General features: G+C 70.4%; 17 protein-coding genes. 13 read left to right on the top strand and 4 right to left on the bottom strand.

The window, feature by feature from the left end:
• Positions 1–165 precede the first annotated feature (165 nt).
• Positions 166–1248, top strand: coding sequence for a helix-turn-helix domain-containing protein (locus JXZ78_RS23390; RefSeq protein WP_238783319.1), 1083 nt, complete (start codon positions 166–168; stop codon positions 1246–1248).
• A gap of 47 nt (positions 1249–1295) precedes the next feature.
• Positions 1296–1763 (top strand): hypothetical protein, encoded by a 468-nt coding sequence (locus JXZ78_RS23385; RefSeq protein WP_238783318.1) that lies wholly within the window; start codon positions 1296–1298, stop codon positions 1761–1763.
• Positions 1764–2036: 273 nt separating this feature from the next.
• Here the strand turns inward: JXZ78_RS23385 and JXZ78_RS23380 are convergent, their stop codons facing one another.
• Positions 2037–2348 carry a hypothetical protein gene (locus tag JXZ78_RS23380; protein WP_033037424.1) on the bottom strand — a complete coding sequence of 104 codons (312 nt, stop codon included), beginning with the start codon at positions 2346–2348 and terminating at the stop codon, positions 2037–2039.
• Positions 2349–2751: 403 nt separating this feature from the next.
• Between JXZ78_RS23380 and tap the strand changes: the two genes are divergently transcribed.
• The 8 genes from tap to JXZ78_RS23340 all read left to right on the top strand — a co-directional run bounded on the left by tap (position 2752) and on the right by JXZ78_RS23340 (position 7625).
• Entirely contained in the window at positions 2752–4878 is a 2127-nt protein-coding gene (gene tap / locus JXZ78_RS23375) for a telomere-associated protein Tap (protein WP_030019414.1), read from the top strand.
• Between the two features lie 75 nt (positions 4879–4953).
• Complete coding sequence (locus JXZ78_RS23370; RefSeq protein ID WP_030019415.1) at positions 4954–5346, top strand: hypothetical protein; 393 nt, start codon at positions 4954–4956, stop codon at positions 5344–5346.
• A 3-nt stretch (positions 5347–5349) separates the two neighbouring features.
• Positions 5350–5907 (top strand): telomere-protecting terminal protein Tpg, encoded by a 558-nt coding sequence (tpg, locus tag JXZ78_RS23365; RefSeq protein ID WP_030019416.1) that lies wholly within the window; start codon positions 5350–5352, stop codon positions 5905–5907.
• Positions 5908–5922: 15 nt separating this feature from the next.
• Positions 5923–6312: a hypothetical protein gene (locus JXZ78_RS23360; protein ID WP_030019417.1), complete on the top strand. Its 390-nt coding sequence runs from the start codon at positions 5923–5925 to the stop codon at positions 6310–6312.
• Between the two features lie 89 nt (positions 6313–6401).
• Positions 6402–6623 (top strand): hypothetical protein, encoded by a 222-nt coding sequence (locus tag JXZ78_RS23355; protein ID WP_030019418.1) that lies wholly within the window; start codon positions 6402–6404, stop codon positions 6621–6623.
• Between the two features lie 75 nt (positions 6624–6698).
• A complete protein-coding gene (locus JXZ78_RS23350) occupies positions 6699–6980 on the top strand; it encodes a hypothetical protein (protein WP_030019419.1) in 282 nt (93 codons plus the stop codon).
• A 76-nt stretch (positions 6981–7056) separates the two neighbouring features.
• A complete protein-coding gene (locus JXZ78_RS23345; RefSeq protein WP_030019420.1) occupies positions 7057–7368 on the top strand; it encodes a DUF6247 family protein in 312 nt (103 codons plus the stop codon).
• Positions 7365–7625 (top strand): hypothetical protein, encoded by a 261-nt coding sequence (locus tag JXZ78_RS23340; RefSeq protein ID WP_030019421.1) that lies wholly within the window; start codon positions 7365–7367, stop codon positions 7623–7625. The genes JXZ78_RS23345 and JXZ78_RS23340 overlap by 4 nt, the downstream gene beginning before the upstream one ends.
• A 77-nt stretch (positions 7626–7702) precedes the next feature.
• Here the strand turns inward: JXZ78_RS23340 and JXZ78_RS23335 are convergent, their stop codons facing one another.
• Positions 7703–8260, bottom strand: coding sequence for a hypothetical protein (locus JXZ78_RS23335; RefSeq protein ID WP_157851538.1), 558 nt, complete (start codon positions 8258–8260; stop codon positions 7703–7705).
• Positions 8261–8691: 431 nt separating this feature from the next.
• Here JXZ78_RS23335 and JXZ78_RS23330 point away from each other — a divergent pair, with 431 nt between their 5' ends.
• The 3 genes from JXZ78_RS23330 to JXZ78_RS23320 all read left to right on the top strand — a co-directional run bounded on the left by JXZ78_RS23330 (position 8692) and on the right by JXZ78_RS23320 (position 11575).
• Positions 8692–8886 carry a hypothetical protein gene (locus JXZ78_RS23330; protein WP_030019423.1) on the top strand — a complete coding sequence of 65 codons (195 nt, stop codon included), beginning with the start codon at positions 8692–8694 and terminating at the stop codon, positions 8884–8886.
• A gap of 557 nt (positions 8887–9443) precedes the next feature.
• Entirely contained in the window at positions 9444–10697 is a 1254-nt protein-coding gene (locus JXZ78_RS23325; RefSeq protein WP_238783317.1) for a hypothetical protein, read from the top strand.
• A gap of 92 nt (positions 10698–10789) precedes the next feature.
• Entirely contained in the window at positions 10790–11575 is a 786-nt protein-coding gene (locus tag JXZ78_RS23320) for a hypothetical protein (protein WP_238783316.1), read from the top strand.
• A 277-nt stretch (positions 11576–11852) separates the two neighbouring features.
• Here JXZ78_RS23320 and JXZ78_RS23315 read toward each other — a convergent pair whose 3' ends face one another.
• Together JXZ78_RS23315 and JXZ78_RS23310 are read right to left on the bottom strand one after the other, a co-directional pair.
• The gene (locus JXZ78_RS23315) at positions 11853–12326 is read right to left on the bottom strand and encodes a helix-turn-helix transcriptional regulator (RefSeq protein ID WP_030018066.1); all 474 of its coding nucleotides are present in this window, start codon (positions 12324–12326) and stop codon (positions 11853–11855) included.
• Positions 12323–12880, bottom strand: a complete 558-nt coding sequence (locus JXZ78_RS23310; RefSeq protein ID WP_030018067.1) for a replication/maintenance protein RepL — start codon at positions 12878–12880, stop codon at positions 12323–12325. The genes JXZ78_RS23315 and JXZ78_RS23310 overlap by 4 nt, the downstream gene beginning before the upstream one ends.
• Positions 12881–14001: the final 1121 nt, after the last annotated feature.

Below are 14001 nucleotides of genomic sequence, written 5' to 3'. Positions count from 1 at the left end.
CGGTGCCGGGCCCGCCCACGGGCCCGGCACGCCACCGGTCGTCTCGTGTGACCGGTGGCGGCACCCATCCGTGATCTTCACGGGGAGAAATACGGCCCCGTGGCGCGCGAAGTGCCCGCCCGGATGCGGAAAATCCCCGCCTCACGCCCCCGGAAAGGGGTACCCATGACGTCAGCCGTTCGCCGCACCTGCGCCTGCTGCCACAAGCCCCTCACCTACGGCGGCCGCGGCCGCCCTCCGCAGTACTGCTCCCGATCCTGCCAGCGCCGGCGCCGCCCGCCCGCCCTGGCCGTGCAGACCGGCCCGCGGCGCGTGGAAGCCCTCGAAGCCGTTCACCGTGCCACCGGCAGCCTGCTCGATGCCGAATACGGCGACCACCCGGACCTGGTCCACAGCCTCGAAGTCCTGCTCGCCGTACGCCAGCACCTGGACGTGCTCGACTCGCTGACGGTGCAGCAGCTGCGCGCCGACGGCACCCGGTGGGAGACGGTCGCCGAAGCCGCCGGCATCAGCGAGTCCACCGCCCGCCGCAAGTGGGGACGGGCCGCCGCCCGCCCCAAGAACACCTCGGCCCCACCACCGGCTCCCGCGGCCCGTGCCGCGGCGACCCTGTCGCCCCAGCGCGGCACCCCCACCTCCCCGCCGGGCCCCCCGCCCAGCGCGGCCGACGACAACGGGCCCCCGCACCCCGCTCCGGGCCTGACCAGCCTTCAGCAGTTCGCCAGCGCTCTGTCCCATCTGCAGCGCAGCAGCGGCAAAGTCGTCCGCGACATCGCCACGGACGCCGGCGTCTCCGCCTCCTACGTCTCCCGCGTCATCTCCGGGGAACGCCTGCCTTCCTGGAGCGTGGCCCGCCGCATCACCGTGGCCTGCGACGGCGACCCCACCGCCATACGCACCCTGTGGTGTGCCGCCCGCGGCATCGCCCCCTCGGCCAAGGTCACCTCCGAGGACGCCGTCGGCGCCCTGCACGCGGCCCTGCGCGGTCTGTACCTGTCCGCCGGCCGGCCCGACCCCTACCTCCTGCACACCCAGTGCCAGGGCTCCCTGACCGAAGAGCAGATCACGCATGTCTTCGACGGCCAGTACCTGCCCGACTGGCCCGTCCTCGGCCGCCTCGTCCTCGCCCTGGAGGGCCGGCCCGACGCCCTGCACCCGCTGTGGAACGCCGCCCACCCCACCCCCGCGCCCCCACCCGTACCCACTCGGGCCAGCTACCTCGCGCTGCCGGTCAGCGCCTTCGGATAACCACCCCACCACGCCCCACCGCTCGCTCGTCACCTGGGGGAGACGGCATGCACCCCACGCCAGTCCGCCTGCCCGACCAACCGCCCGTCAACATCCGCCTGCCACTGGACTTCACCGCCTTCTGCCAGCTGCGCCACGCCCCCTACCGACACCACGCCCTGCTGCGCCTGGGCGAGAGCGCCGCGGCCGACCGCGCCGTCGAACACGCCCTGGGCACCCTGGCCACTGACTGGTGCCGCATCCTCAGCAGCCGCCGCCCGGCCCGCCGCGCCTGGCAGATCCTGACCGCCAGCATCGAGCACCAGGCCCTGTGCCAGACCAGCGCCCCGCCTACCGCCGCCCGCACCCTCTACACCCTGCTGCCCGCCCGCCAGGCCGACGCCATGCTCCTGCACCTCCAGCACGTACCCCCGCACCACGCCGCAGACCTGACCGGGCTCGATACGGCCATGCACACCTACTACCTGCGCACCGCCCAGCACACCCTCGACGCCCGCCTGGCCCCGAGTCCATAACCCGGCCCCGGGAGAGCGATCGGCACAGCGCACGGGCGCTCAGCTGCTGTCGGACGACAGGAGAGTGTCAGTGGTAGGCGACACCAGTCGTGTCAGCAGCTGCGCGGCACGAGACGGACAATGCTCTCCCCAGCGGAGCTGATTTCACCGCGCCGGGTGTTCGTGATGAAGCCGAGGCGTCGGTAGAACTCGTGCAGCCGCTCCAGGCTCCCACAGGCCGGGCCCTGCAAAAACGTGCCGGGGAATACGGGCACCCGCCGCCCGGCCGTCTGGCTAGACTTCCCCGCCCGTCAAGGTGCCGATGACGTCGACCCCAGCGAACTCGTGCAGGCCGGTGGGCAGCCCCAGCGTCCCGCATTGGCTGGCTGGGCTGCCGACGGGCAGAGCAACACTTAGAGCAGTAGCAGCGCCGCTGCCCTGCTTCGTAGCACCGTCAGCGCGAGGGCTGCCATGGTTGGCGCAGGTGTTGCCGACGGCCGCGTTGCCGAAGCCGATGATCGATGTGGCGCTTGCGGATTGCGTGTCGACGAGGGCACTGACGGCGGCGGCAAGCAGAGTCGCGCCAGTGACGTGGAGACGCTTCATACCGCTTCCAACGAGAACAAATCAGAACAGACACGCGATCAGCCACGTCCGCTGCGCCATCCAGCCCGCCGAGGCCGAGGTCCTCTTACGCGTCTGGGTCGACGGCGGCATCGGTACCGGTGACGCCGCTCAGCGCCAGGCGCTCGACGCGCTCGTCGGCGCCCACATGGTCAAGCGCGGCGACATCGTCGGTCGCCGACCACCTGACATCTCGTGTCGTCCTCCGCTGACGTTCCGACGTCGTCCGGCACCTGCGGGCTATGAGGTCGAAGGCCGTCCGGCATCCGCCGGGCGGCCTTCTTGTATGTCCACCCCACCCCTCGAATGTATCCACACGGGTTAAAAAACAGGTTAACCTTAAGGGTAAACAGTGATAGGGTGAGGGGGGTGAAAGGGGATCGACATGGCGTCCGAGGAAGAGCTGTTCGCGAACATTGACGCGTTGCTGGAGGAGGAGCCGCAGCTCCCGCCCCCGGCGGAGCGGGCCCGGTTGCGCGAGGCCGCCGGTATCACCCAGGCCCGTCTCGCGGTCGCGTTGAAGACGTCGACGCAGACGGTCAAGAACTACGAGAATGGCAGGAGCGAGCCGAAAGAGCCGCGCCTGTCGGCGTACCAGCGGCTGCTGAAGGGGTGGGCGGCGAAGTACCCCGCGCACACTGCCCCGGTCGCGCCCGCCCCGGCCCCGGCCGTTGCGCCGCAGCCGGAGGTGCCCGAGACGTTCACCAGCCCGGCTGCCCCCGCGCCGGAAGCGGCAGCCGCACCGGTGGAGACTCCCGCCGCATCGGTCGCGCCCGAGCGCCCTGCCCGTCCGGTCTCGCGCCCGGCGACATCGTCGCGGCGTCCGGCCGCGAAGAAGGCGGTGAAGCCCGCGACCGACCCGCGCTTCCCCCACGGCCCGCTCGCCGTCCTCGATGGCGACGGTTCCGCGTACGGCATCGACGGCATCGTGCTGGACTGCCCGGCGACCACGGTGGTGGGGCTGGTGGAGTGGACCCTGCGCGAATCCGGCCTCGGCGCTCCGAAGCTGCACCGCCACGGCAAGGACGCCGATCCACTCATCGTCCTGACGGCGTCCGCGGCCGCGAAGCTCGGACTGCCCGAACGCCTGGAGGACCGGCGCGGTCTGCGCCTGCCAGAGGACCACCCGGTCGTCAAGCAGGTGTTGAAGGCGCGCTGGCAGCTCACCCAGCGCGGGTTCGGGCCGTGGGCGCGGATCTACCGCAAGGCCCAGGGCCGCGAGCGGCAGTGCGTACAGCTGGCGATCCTGCCGTGGGACGCGCTCGACTCCCGCTCCTGGCCCGGTGTGGCGGAGATGGAGCCGGCCGATGTCGCCCGCGTTCTCGGGGTCTACGCCCAGCGCGTCATCACCCCGCGCGGCGGCACGGCGGTCAACGGCCTGGAGCTGATGACCGCGCTGCGTCCGCCGACCCGGCCGGTGCGCGACGAAGCGACCGGCAACTGGGTGTCCGGCCTCAACCCCGGCAGCTTGGGTACGGAGCCGATGGACCCGGCGCCGCCGGAGGGCCAGCCCGAACACCCCGCGATCTACCACTCCGGGTGGAAGGGCGGCTTCCTGCACGAGGAGGCATACCAGTGGGTGCGGGACGTGGACACACTCACCGATGAGGAGTGCCTGCTGCCTTTCGCGGTGGGCCTGGACCTGAACACGGCGTTTTTGGCGGCCGCCGCGAGGCTGACGGTCGGGCTGTCGGAGCCGGTGCACTTCGTGAACCCGCCGTTCAACCCGAAGATCCCGGGCTCGTGGCTGGTCGACCTGTCCGGCATCGAACTGGACCCACGCCTGCCCTCACCGTTCACACCGGACGGCATCCGGCCGACGGGCCCGGCCTGGTACCAGACGCACACCGTCGCCTACGCCCAGGAGCTCGGCTACAACGTCGCCCCGATCGAGGCGTACCTGCGCAAGGAGACCGGCGCGTACCTGGACCCGTGGCACGACCGGCTCAAGACCGCGTACGTCGACACTCTCGCCGACCTCGGCATCACCAAGGACCTGTCCGACACCGAGTTCCTGGCGGCGATGGAGCGGCACAAGGACGTCGACCCGGCGATGGCCGCCGTGCTGGCCGCGATCAAGGGCACGGTCAAGGGCGGCATCGGGAAGCTGTTCGAGAACCCGCAGGGCAAGAACTACAAGGAGGGCGAACCGTGGCCGGCCATGATGCGGCCGACCTGGCGCCCGGACATCCGCGCCGCCGTCATCTCCAAGGCGCGGGTCAACATGCACCGCAAGCTGCTGAACATGTCGAAGATGACCGGGCTGTTCCCGCTCGCGGTGCTGTCCGACTGCGTCGTCTACCCCTCGCCGGGCGCGAGCCCGCTGGACTTCCTGCCGTATGCCGCCTCAGGCAAGCCACAGCCGGGCGGGTTCCGCCTCGGGCCGACGCCCGGCCTGGCGAAGCTGGAGGGCGTCCAGCCGATGCTGTGGGCCGTCGACCTGATGGAGCAGGGCCTGAATCCCGCCCGGCACATCAAGGGCGGCGACGCCGTCCTGGACGAAGGCGAGTAGCCCGTGACCACCGACGTGTCGCCCCGGCTGGAAGCCGGGGCGGGCCCTGAACCGGCACCGAAGGAACCACACCTGATGAACACCACCGACACCCCGCCCCCGCAGTGGCCCGTCCCCACCACCCCGCCCACCCACGACCCGGCACTGTTCGCGCGGGCCATGCGGGACATGCGCCTGACCTGGCGCGCCCGCGGAGTCCTGGCCGAACTCGCCACCGGCTACCCCCCCGGGCAGGAGCCCACGATCAGCGAACTGGTCTCCCTCACCCGCAAGGAGCGCCTGGCCGCTGAGGGCCGTGACGCCTTCCGCAAGGCCATCGGCGAGCTGCGCAGCCTCGGCTACCTCACCCCCGACGCCACGACCACCTCCGGTGTGGGCGAGCGCCTGGTCGTGGACCTCGCACCGGCTGCCGACGCCCGCCTGGTCCCTGACCGGTACGGCCACGGCCCGCTCACGGACGGAGCCTGACCAGTGGGAGAGATCGAGGACGCCATCGAGCGCGCCGACCGGGAGAGCTTCACCCGCCAGCCGCCCAAGACCCTCCAGGGCCGCATCAACTACCTGATGAAGCAGCTGGGGACCGCGAAGGCCGTCGCGGCGGAGCTCGGCGTCACCGCCGACTCGGTCAACCGCTACCGCCGCGGGGCGAGGAAGACCCCGCCCAAGGACATCGCCGCGAAGATCGACGGCGCCGTACGGGCCCGCTGGCAGCCGCAGGTCCGCAAGCGCCGGCAGAAGCAGGCGGCGTCCTCCGGCGGGATCACGGTCGAGACCCGGGCTCGCTTCGGCTACACCGCCTCGGTCGGCACGACCGACGACGGACGGTTCCGGCGACTGACCGTGCACCTCCCCCCGGCGTACGCACAGCGCCTCTTCGACGCCCGCGACGCGGGAGCCAGCGACCAGCAGATGCGCGGGATCATCGCCGAAGGGTTTAAAGAAGTCTATTTCCAGGACGGTGGCGGCCGCGCTATGGGACTCTCGGACGTGGAAATCAACGACATCGACTACCTCGATCTGGATTACTGACCAGGAGCGAAAAGTATGACCACGGAATTTCCGCCCATCGACCGCGACAAGAGCCCGCTGACCGCCGAGGAGGAAGAGGCCACCCGCCTCGCCGACGTCCTGGAGACTCATCCGGACACCAGCGACGTCACCGACGCCAGCACCCGCGGCGACATCGTCTTCACCGCGGCCGGGGGCACCTGGGCGCTCGACTTCCAGGAAGGCGCCGACGGCGAGGTGTTCCAGGACCCGACCAGCGCCCCCATCCCTGCCGGCGGCCCCGCCGCCGACGTGCTGCGCGCCGTCGTCGTCCCCGCACTCCTGGCCCACCCCGCCTACCGGGCCGCCACAGCCGACGGCGACAGCCTCACGGTCCACCTGGCCACCGGCCTCCACTACACCCTGGCCCTCAGCCCCGCCGCCTGATCCGGTCGGCACACGGGGCAGGTCCACGGCATCGCAACTGCCGTGGCCCCGCACCCTCGCAAGCGCCCACGACTTCCAGGAGCAGCCCCGTGCACGACCGCGACAAGGCCCTGATGCCCGACACCGGCCACGATGTCGTCCGCATCGCTGAAGCACTACGCTGCAGCCCGCACATCCGCAGCGTGGACGACGCCATGCCCGGCGACGCTGCCGTCTGGTTCCGGGACGCCAGCGGTGTCGGCCACACGCTGTCCCTGTCCGCCGCGGAACCAATCATGACCGACGAACCTCCGGGCGAGGCCTATGTCTAGGACGCCGTCGCCGCCGCGATCGGCAACCACCCCAACTTCATCGACGCGAAGTACAAGAATTTCGGCGCGGACCGCGTGCAGACCATCACCGCGCTCACCCGCACCGGCAACGAGTACACCCTGACGATAGCCCTCACCCCTCGCCGTTCCCGCGGCAGCGTTGAGGAACTGCCCGCCGCGGTCGCCGACATCCTTCGGGCCGTTGGCCAGCTCCGCTCCCGCAACGATGCCGACCCAGGCAGCACGACCTTCGACGCGGCGGCCGACCTCCTCGAGCACATCGCCGGCACCTGGGACCAACAGGACGACCAGACGCGTCAGCATGCGCTGGCCCTCGCCCTGTCCCTGATTCTCTAGAAGGGACCCGTCCATGCCCGCCTTCACAGCGACCCGGCGCGCGTACGGTGAGGGGAGGACCCGCCGGGAGGACCAGATGAGCGCGCAGCCCGACCACGCCCCCGTCACGCCGTACGCCCCCGCGCCCGGGGCACCGGCTGAACTCCTCGCCCAGCTGCGCGCCGACAAGCGCGCCGACACCTGGGTGCCGGCCTTCGAACGGGAGTGGACGGCCGCCCTCGAGGAATCGCGGCGCACGTTCACCCTCGACGGGCTGTACGCGGTCCTCCAGGACTGGCAGGGCCGCCTCGCCCACGCCCCGGCCGTCGACGCGTTCATCGCCTCCGGCTACGACGATAGCGACGCCATCGACATGGCGGAGCTGCGGGGAAGGCGAAGGCGCCGGTGACCGCACAGCCCTACGCGGTCCGCTTCTCGCCGCCGGCCGCGAAGGTCCTCGACGCTCCCCCCGAGGGCGTCGAGGACACCGTGTGGGACATCCTGGACGCCGCCGCCGGCGATCCGTGGGGCTTTGGGCAGTGGAACGCCGACGACCCCGAGGGCCAAGACGTGCGCTGCGCGTCCGTCGGCCAGCTCTCCCTCACCTACTGGATCAACCGGCGGCTGCGCCGTCTGACCGTCCTGAACATCGTCTGGCTTGGATAGCCGCCCTGGTGGCAACGCCCTGTCCCCGGCATCGCAACTGCCGGGGACAGGGCGTTGCCAGTGTGGCAGGAGCCGGGTCAGTGGGCGCAGACCGTGCAGCCGGTGCCAGCAAACGCATGATCTGCGGCGGCAACATCGCGGCCGGTGAGAAGAGCAGCAGCGTCCAGCGAGGCGGACAGGGGCCGACGGACAGCAGTGCCGAACTGATACGGCTTGTCGGTCGTGATGTAACGGTCGACCTTCGCAGCGCGCTTGCCGGGGTCCTTCAGCACCAGACTGTCCACCACGCTGCGGTTACGCCAGGATGCTTCGTCCCGCCCCCACTTCTCCTCGGCTTCCTCGGCGCTCATCTGGAGGGCCTCGCCGATCACCCCCCAGCTGGTGCCCCGGGCTCGCTCAGCAATCACTGCGGCTGAAACCAGAGACTCCGCCTCACGGCGACGGTGCGCGGCTTGACGCACGTAGTCGCCGGCCACAGCCAAGTCCTCGCCCAGCATCTGCACGTATCGCCCCAGGGACATCGCAGCGGACTCGGCCGCCGACCCCAGCTCAATCCTCGCGATATCGGACGCGGTGAAACTTCCAGTTGGCAGCTCACACGGGTCAACCCGGATATCACCGGTCTCGGTACTCATGGGCCGCATCGTAGGTCCGCAGCGGGCGGACTTCCGCCGTATCCCAGCGCCGGCGATCCGTGGACACGGCGTATCCATCGGTAGCCAGCAGAGGCCACGCCCACAGGACCGCAGGCATCGCCGTCTCCACGCCCCACTGTGCGCTGATCCGCGTGCAGAGCGCTGCCCCTGCACGAACGGATGAACTCCCCGCCGAGGACATCCACCACCTGCCTCTCCCGAGTGATGCGGTGTCAGGTACCGCCCACACCGGCCCCGGGTGCCACGGCGTCCTGAACGCCGCTGGTCTCAGCTGGCGGAGAAAGTCCGTTCGGCATCAGCCGGATCACCGACACCGTGCTGAGGTTTTTCAAGAGAGCTGTCTCATATCCCCTGGTGCTCACATCTTCGGCCATCCTTGGCGCACAGCGGTACGAGCCTGGAGGTCGCACGTGGATGCCGAAGACCTAGAGATCACGTCGACGACGGGCCCCAGCTGTGCTGCGGTCCGAGACCTGGTCATGGAGCTGCTGGCGGCTCATCCCCTTGTCACCCGCGTCGGAGAGATCCGCGAGTACCGAGGTGACGTCGGACTCAAGCTGGAGATCGGTGGCATCGACTTCGACGTCTGGGTGGAGCCCGCCTAGGGGCAGAACTCCTTACCGCCGGGCATGAGGGCCACCTACAGGTGCGGCTGCTCCCACGCCCTACGGGGTGCATCCACTCGATGCCGTCGGGCCAGATCCGCATGGCCACGGTGCGCACGCTCAACGCTACGGCGAAGCCGTCCACGGAGGCCTTGGGTATCCGCACCTCCGCCGGTTCACGTTCGATTCCCGCCACCCGGCCCCCTGCGGTGAGACGCGACAGCTCCCCGCGAGCCACGCCTGCCAGGCACCGGCGGCCGCAGGCACGCGCAGCCACGAGCCCGTGAGCCTCACATCCCGTTTCCCCAGGTAGACGCCGTGAGCTGTGAGCCTATGAGGCTGTGAGTGACTGCGTGACACGGCGGGCAGTACCTGCCCTGTCCGCCCGGCCGCCCGCGACGGAAGACGCCACGTCGCCCCTCTCCCGGGTGAATCCCCCACCCACACCTCCCCGTTCCTACCTCCTGCGGGGGACACCGTGTCAGTCCCGCTCCCTACCGTCCGAACCGTTCCCCCGCGCGCCCCAAGGGCGCCCGACGAACGGCGGTGATCCCTCCTTGTCCCTGATCGACGGGCTGCGTAGCCCCCACTCCCCCCTGCGCCGGTTCCTGGACCGCGAACTCTCCGCCGGCCCTGGCCCGCTGCGGCAGAACTACCGCGCGCAACACCGCACCGACCACGTCCTGCTCCCGCCGCCCGGCGTCGGCACCGAGGCCGGCACCGTCGGTACGGCGATCGACCAGCGTCTGCGCCTGGCTTTCACCGCGGCCGCGCCCGTCGACGACGCCGCCCTCATCGGGATTGAGTGCACCGGCCGGTTCGGCGGCCACGGCGAGGGCCTGCGGATGCGCGCGGTCGGCAACGAGCTCGCCGCGCGCCTGACCGAGACGGTCCAGCACCTCGACCTCGACAACCGCGACCTGCCCCTCGACCGCGCCCAGGACGAGGAAGAGGACCTGGCCCGCATGCTCATCGCCGCGGCCTGGTACCAGGTGATGACCCGCAACTCCATCGGCTTCGCCTCCACGCCACTTGCGGGAGCCGCTCTGGAGGACCCTGGCGCCTTCACCCTCACGCGCCTGCTGGAGCTCCCGCACCCCGACATGGTCGACGACGTCCTCAACCAGCTCCACAAGACCGCCCACAGCCCCCTGGAGGATCTGCGCGCCCGGACCCGGACCGAGGAATGCCACGGTGGCCCCACGTTCGCCGGTGCCCGCATCACGGCGGATGCCGACCTCGCCGTCGACGGCCTCCTGCTCGACTTCAAGAGCACCCGCCACCCACTGAAGGAGATGTCCCAGCGCACCGCCTGGCAGCTCGCTGGTTACCTCCTCCTCGACGCCACCGACGCCTACCGGATCGACACCGTCGGTCTCTACCTCACCCGCACCGGCGTCCTCGCCTCGTGGCCCGTCGAAGATTTTCTCGACCTGCTCGGCACCTGCCGCCGCGACCTCACCGAGCTGCGCGGCGTGTTCGCCGAACTCCTCACCGGCTGCCACGGACACGCCGATGCTCCCTACTTCACCACCCAGGAAGAGGTCGACCACGTCCGGCGGCTGCTCGAACGCCTGGCCCCAGTCGCCGCTCCCGGCTGTTGCCCGACCTGCCTCCAGCCCCTGCCCGAGGCCACCCGCCGCCTCCGGAAGTTCTGCACCACCCGATGCCGCGGACGGGCCCAGGTCCTGCGCAACCGCGGGCTGATGCCCGGCGGACCACGCCCCCTGTTCTCCGGGCATCAGCCCCCTCACCCAGACCTCCCCGGCGACGCGCAGGTTATGAGCCTCACAGCCCGTTTCCCCAGGTAGACACCGTGAGCTGTGAGTTGTGAGGCGGAGCTCGCGCCCTTGGCCCCGTACGCCCTGTCCGGGCCCGCCCCGGCCCGGAGGACGATGGAGTCGTGAGCAACCACGACCAGGACCATGAGCGCGGCGCCGAACCGGCGCGGCCGCCGCTCACCGCGGCTCGCGCCCGGGAGATGACGATCTGGATGCGCGAGGCGATGGACGACGTCCGGCGCTCCGTGGCGGTCCTCGCCGACCGGGTCCGCGACGCCCACGCCGCCCGCGTCTGGGTACCGCTCGGGCACCGTACCTGGGAGTCGTTCTGCCGGGCGGAGTTCGGCATCAGCCGCGCGCAGGCGTACCGGCTCCTGGATGTCGCGCGCGCCTTGGCTGCGATCCACGGGGCGGTCACCGCCGACCCCGAGACGTCTCGCACGCGAGCCACCGACCCCGGCGCCGCGGTCGCGCTCGACTACGGCCTGTCCCAGCGCGCCCTGATCGCCGTCTCCGGCCGCACTGACGACGTCGCGGAGCTGATCACCCGCCGACTCGCCGCGCTCGCCCACAGCGGCCTCCAGGCCCTCGATGACCTCACGGTGCGCGCTGTGGTCCGCCAGGCCCTCCGCGACGTCCGCACCGCACCACCCTCGGCGCCCGCCGAACCGGCGGCGGACCAGGCCGTCACCGCGCTGCGCGCCGTCGTCGACGACCTGGCGGCGTGCTCGCATCAGCTCGGGGAGCTGATGCTCGAAGTCGCCCCCGCGTACCTGTCCGACACCGAGGCCGCCGACGTCCTGGCCGTGCTGTGCGACGAGATCGGGGAGACGGTCGACAACGGCCTCGCTGTCCGCCGCTACGCGATCTCCGGCGACCGCCGCGCGCTGCACGGCACCGTGCTGTAGCCGCTGCTGCTCGTGGTCCTGGTCGTGCCCGTGGTCTGCTGCACGGCGGGCTGCTGGGTGCAGCGCAGCATTTGCATGGGTTGGGCGGGACAAGGGTGCTGCTCGAGCAGCAGGCCAAAAGATCTATGCAGCGGTTGCATGCAGCACGGCGCGGTGCAGCGCGCTCTCGGGGCTGCGAGCGGGCCGGCCATCGTGCTGCAGCGGGGTGGCCGGGAACGACGACGGCGCCCTCCCGTTGGGGTGGGCGCCGTGGCGGTGAGGGGGCAGGAGTCGGGGTTCATCCGGCCAGTCGCAGGGAGGGCGGTGCGTCGGGCAGCGGGGCGTCCTCGCCGCCGTCGGGGTCCGGGTCGAAGTCTGTTCCGATGCGGGCGTCGCGGGCACGCGGGGGGCGGATGTCTCCCGTCGGGAAGTTCAGCGGCCACACGAACGTGTCGGGGGCCTTGAGGTGGTTGACCATGTGGCTCAGCGACTCGTAGCCGGCCAGCAGCGGGTGGATGAGTACCTCGCCGCGGCGCTGCCGCTCGCTGATGATGCCCTTGTCGCGCAACTGGCTGATGGCCCGGGACACCACGGACTGGGTCAGCCCGAGGCGCTCGGCTAGCTCCTGTTGGCGGATCTTGACGAGGCCGCCCGGCTCCTGACGCGAGGTGAGCACGTCGAAGACGTCCCGGGCCGTCGGGGAGAGGCAGGCGTTCGGCAGGACCTCGAAGATCTCCGGGTTGTGGAAACCAGGGATTGAAGCGGAGCTCATCGCGTGGCCTCGTTCCTCACAGTCGGAATGGTGATCTCGTGGTCGACCAGGGTCTTCTTGAGCGACTTCACCAGGCGCAGCTGCTTCTCGCTGCCCCACCGGTAAGCGTAGAGCGGGTTGAGGCGGTACACCCCGCGCCGTTCCCTCCACGTGAAGTTGTGGTGGCTCAGCTGGCCGACGGAGCGGGAGATCTTCGACTGCGAGCAGCCGTACTTCTTCGCCAGGCCGCTCTGGGTCATCTCCACCAGGCCCTGCTGGTCGTGGTGCGTCTTGAGGTAGTCCAGGACGTTGCGGGACGTCGCGCTCAGGCCGAACTTCCACAGGTTGTCCTCGATCACCTGGGACAGGCTCAGGTGTTGCTTGCCGTAGAAGACGTACGGCTTGACCGGGTCCTTCGTCGTGAAGGTGCCGCCCCGCTTGGCCAGCGCGGACAGCCCCTTCACCAGCTGCTGCGCCGACTCCATGCCGTTGACGGCATCGGCGGGCGGCCGAGCAGGGGCCAGCCGCGGCGCGGTCGTCAACGCCTCCGCGCTGCGTCTCAAGGGCTGGGCCACGGGCTCTCCTCCATGATCGTTGAGGCTGCATAACATAGCAGATCTGCGATGTTATGCAGGTGATCTATGCACGGGGTGGGCGTGTCTCTGGACAGGAAGGATCTATGCACCTACGTGAATGCAACTCGCCGCCTCCGGCCGAGATCCATTCATCCAGGCTGCATACATCTCGCGCGTTTTCGCAGGTCAGAGGCTTGCGTCTATCTGATCTTTAGAGGCGCACCCCCTGCGGCCCGCACTACGCCCTCCAGCCGCTGCATGCAGCGGCGAGGCTGCGGCCGGGCTGGGAGGGCCGCAGATCCATCCGACGGCGGCCCTCCAACTGCTGCACGTCGCCCCCCGGACGGGGCTGAGGCCGCTTCGCGTGCGGCCCCGTGGGCCGGGTGCGGACCGTAGGCAGCACCAGCGGAGCTGCGCCTCGGGTTGTACCGGCCGTGACGCTCCAAAGCATGAAGGCGCGGCCAGTGCCGGTGGTGGGTTCCGCCGTGCGGCCTGGCGGCCGAACGGCTCGCGTACCTCCGCACGCCGAATTCCAGCATTCCCATATCGGGCTTCCGTTCTGTGGCTAGGCTATCCAAGGCCGCGTAAATTCGAAGTCATGCGGTGAGTTTATGGCCGGGGCCAGGGGTGGCGCGTTTGGAGCCCAAACGCTACACAGCAACTGTCCGTGATGCATCACTCTGGCAGCGCGTTCCCTCTGCAGGGTGATGTGTGACGTAAATAGTCCCGCCGTAGCGGGTTGCCGTGTATGCTGGCGGGGTATTGGTGAACGTGAACGGCCGGTTTCGAGGGTGGGGGAGGGGTTCGGGTGGAGCGCAGCGGAGCCCGTCACTACGGTGAGGCCGGCACCGGATCGGGCCGACGGCCCATCACTTCCGTTGCGGAGGTGGTGGCTGGAATTCCCAAGCCCTACACAGGCCCGCGCGCGATGCACCTTCCCTCGTAGCCAGCCAAGGCAACCGCGCTTGCGCGGGTGTCTACAATTCGCGCTTGCGCGAATTACCCTCTTTTAGAATTCCGCTTGCGGAATTCCATTCCGGCGCTTGCGCCGGAATCCGAATTGCGCTTGCGCAATTCGCGCTCTATACCCCGGCTTGCCGGGGTATATCCCGCTCCGCGGG

The sequence above is a fragment of the Streptomyces monomycini genome (assembly GCF_022271435.1).
Taxonomy (GTDB): Bacteria; Actinomycetota; Actinomycetes; order Streptomycetales; family Streptomycetaceae; genus Streptomyces; species Streptomyces monomycini.
This window is presented reverse-complemented; position numbering and strand designations above follow the sequence as displayed.

Bases quoted from the DNA above. Each gene is read 5' to 3' on its own strand.
- JXZ78_RS23380 (WP_033037424.1), bottom strand. From the start codon at position 2,348: ATGAAGCGTCTCCACGTCACTGGCGCGACTCTGCTTGCCGCCGCCGTC.
- JXZ78_RS23345 (WP_030019420.1), top strand. From the start codon at position 7,057: ATGAGCGCGCAGCCCGACCACGCCCCCGTCACGCCGTACGCCCCCGCG.
- JXZ78_RS23335 (WP_157851538.1), bottom strand. From the start codon at position 8,260: ATGAGTACCGAGACCGGTGATATCCGGGTTGACCCGTGTGAGCTGCCA.
- JXZ78_RS23360 (WP_030019417.1), top strand. From the start codon at position 5,923: ATGACCACGGAATTTCCGCCCATCGACCGCGACAAGAGCCCGCTGACC.
- JXZ78_RS23315 (WP_030018066.1), bottom strand. From the start codon at position 12,326: ATGAGCTCCGCTTCAATCCCTGGTTTCCACAACCCGGAGATCTTCGAG.
- tap (WP_030019414.1), top strand. From the start codon at position 2,752: ATGGCGTCCGAGGAAGAGCTGTTCGCGAACATTGACGCGTTGCTGGAG.
- JXZ78_RS23390 (WP_238783319.1), top strand. From the start codon at position 166: ATGACGTCAGCCGTTCGCCGCACCTGCGCCTGCTGCCACAAGCCCCTC.
- JXZ78_RS23385 (WP_238783318.1), top strand. From the start codon at position 1,296: ATGCACCCCACGCCAGTCCGCCTGCCCGACCAACCGCCCGTCAACATC.
- JXZ78_RS23370 (WP_030019415.1), top strand. From the start codon at position 4,954: ATGAACACCACCGACACCCCGCCCCCGCAGTGGCCCGTCCCCACCACC.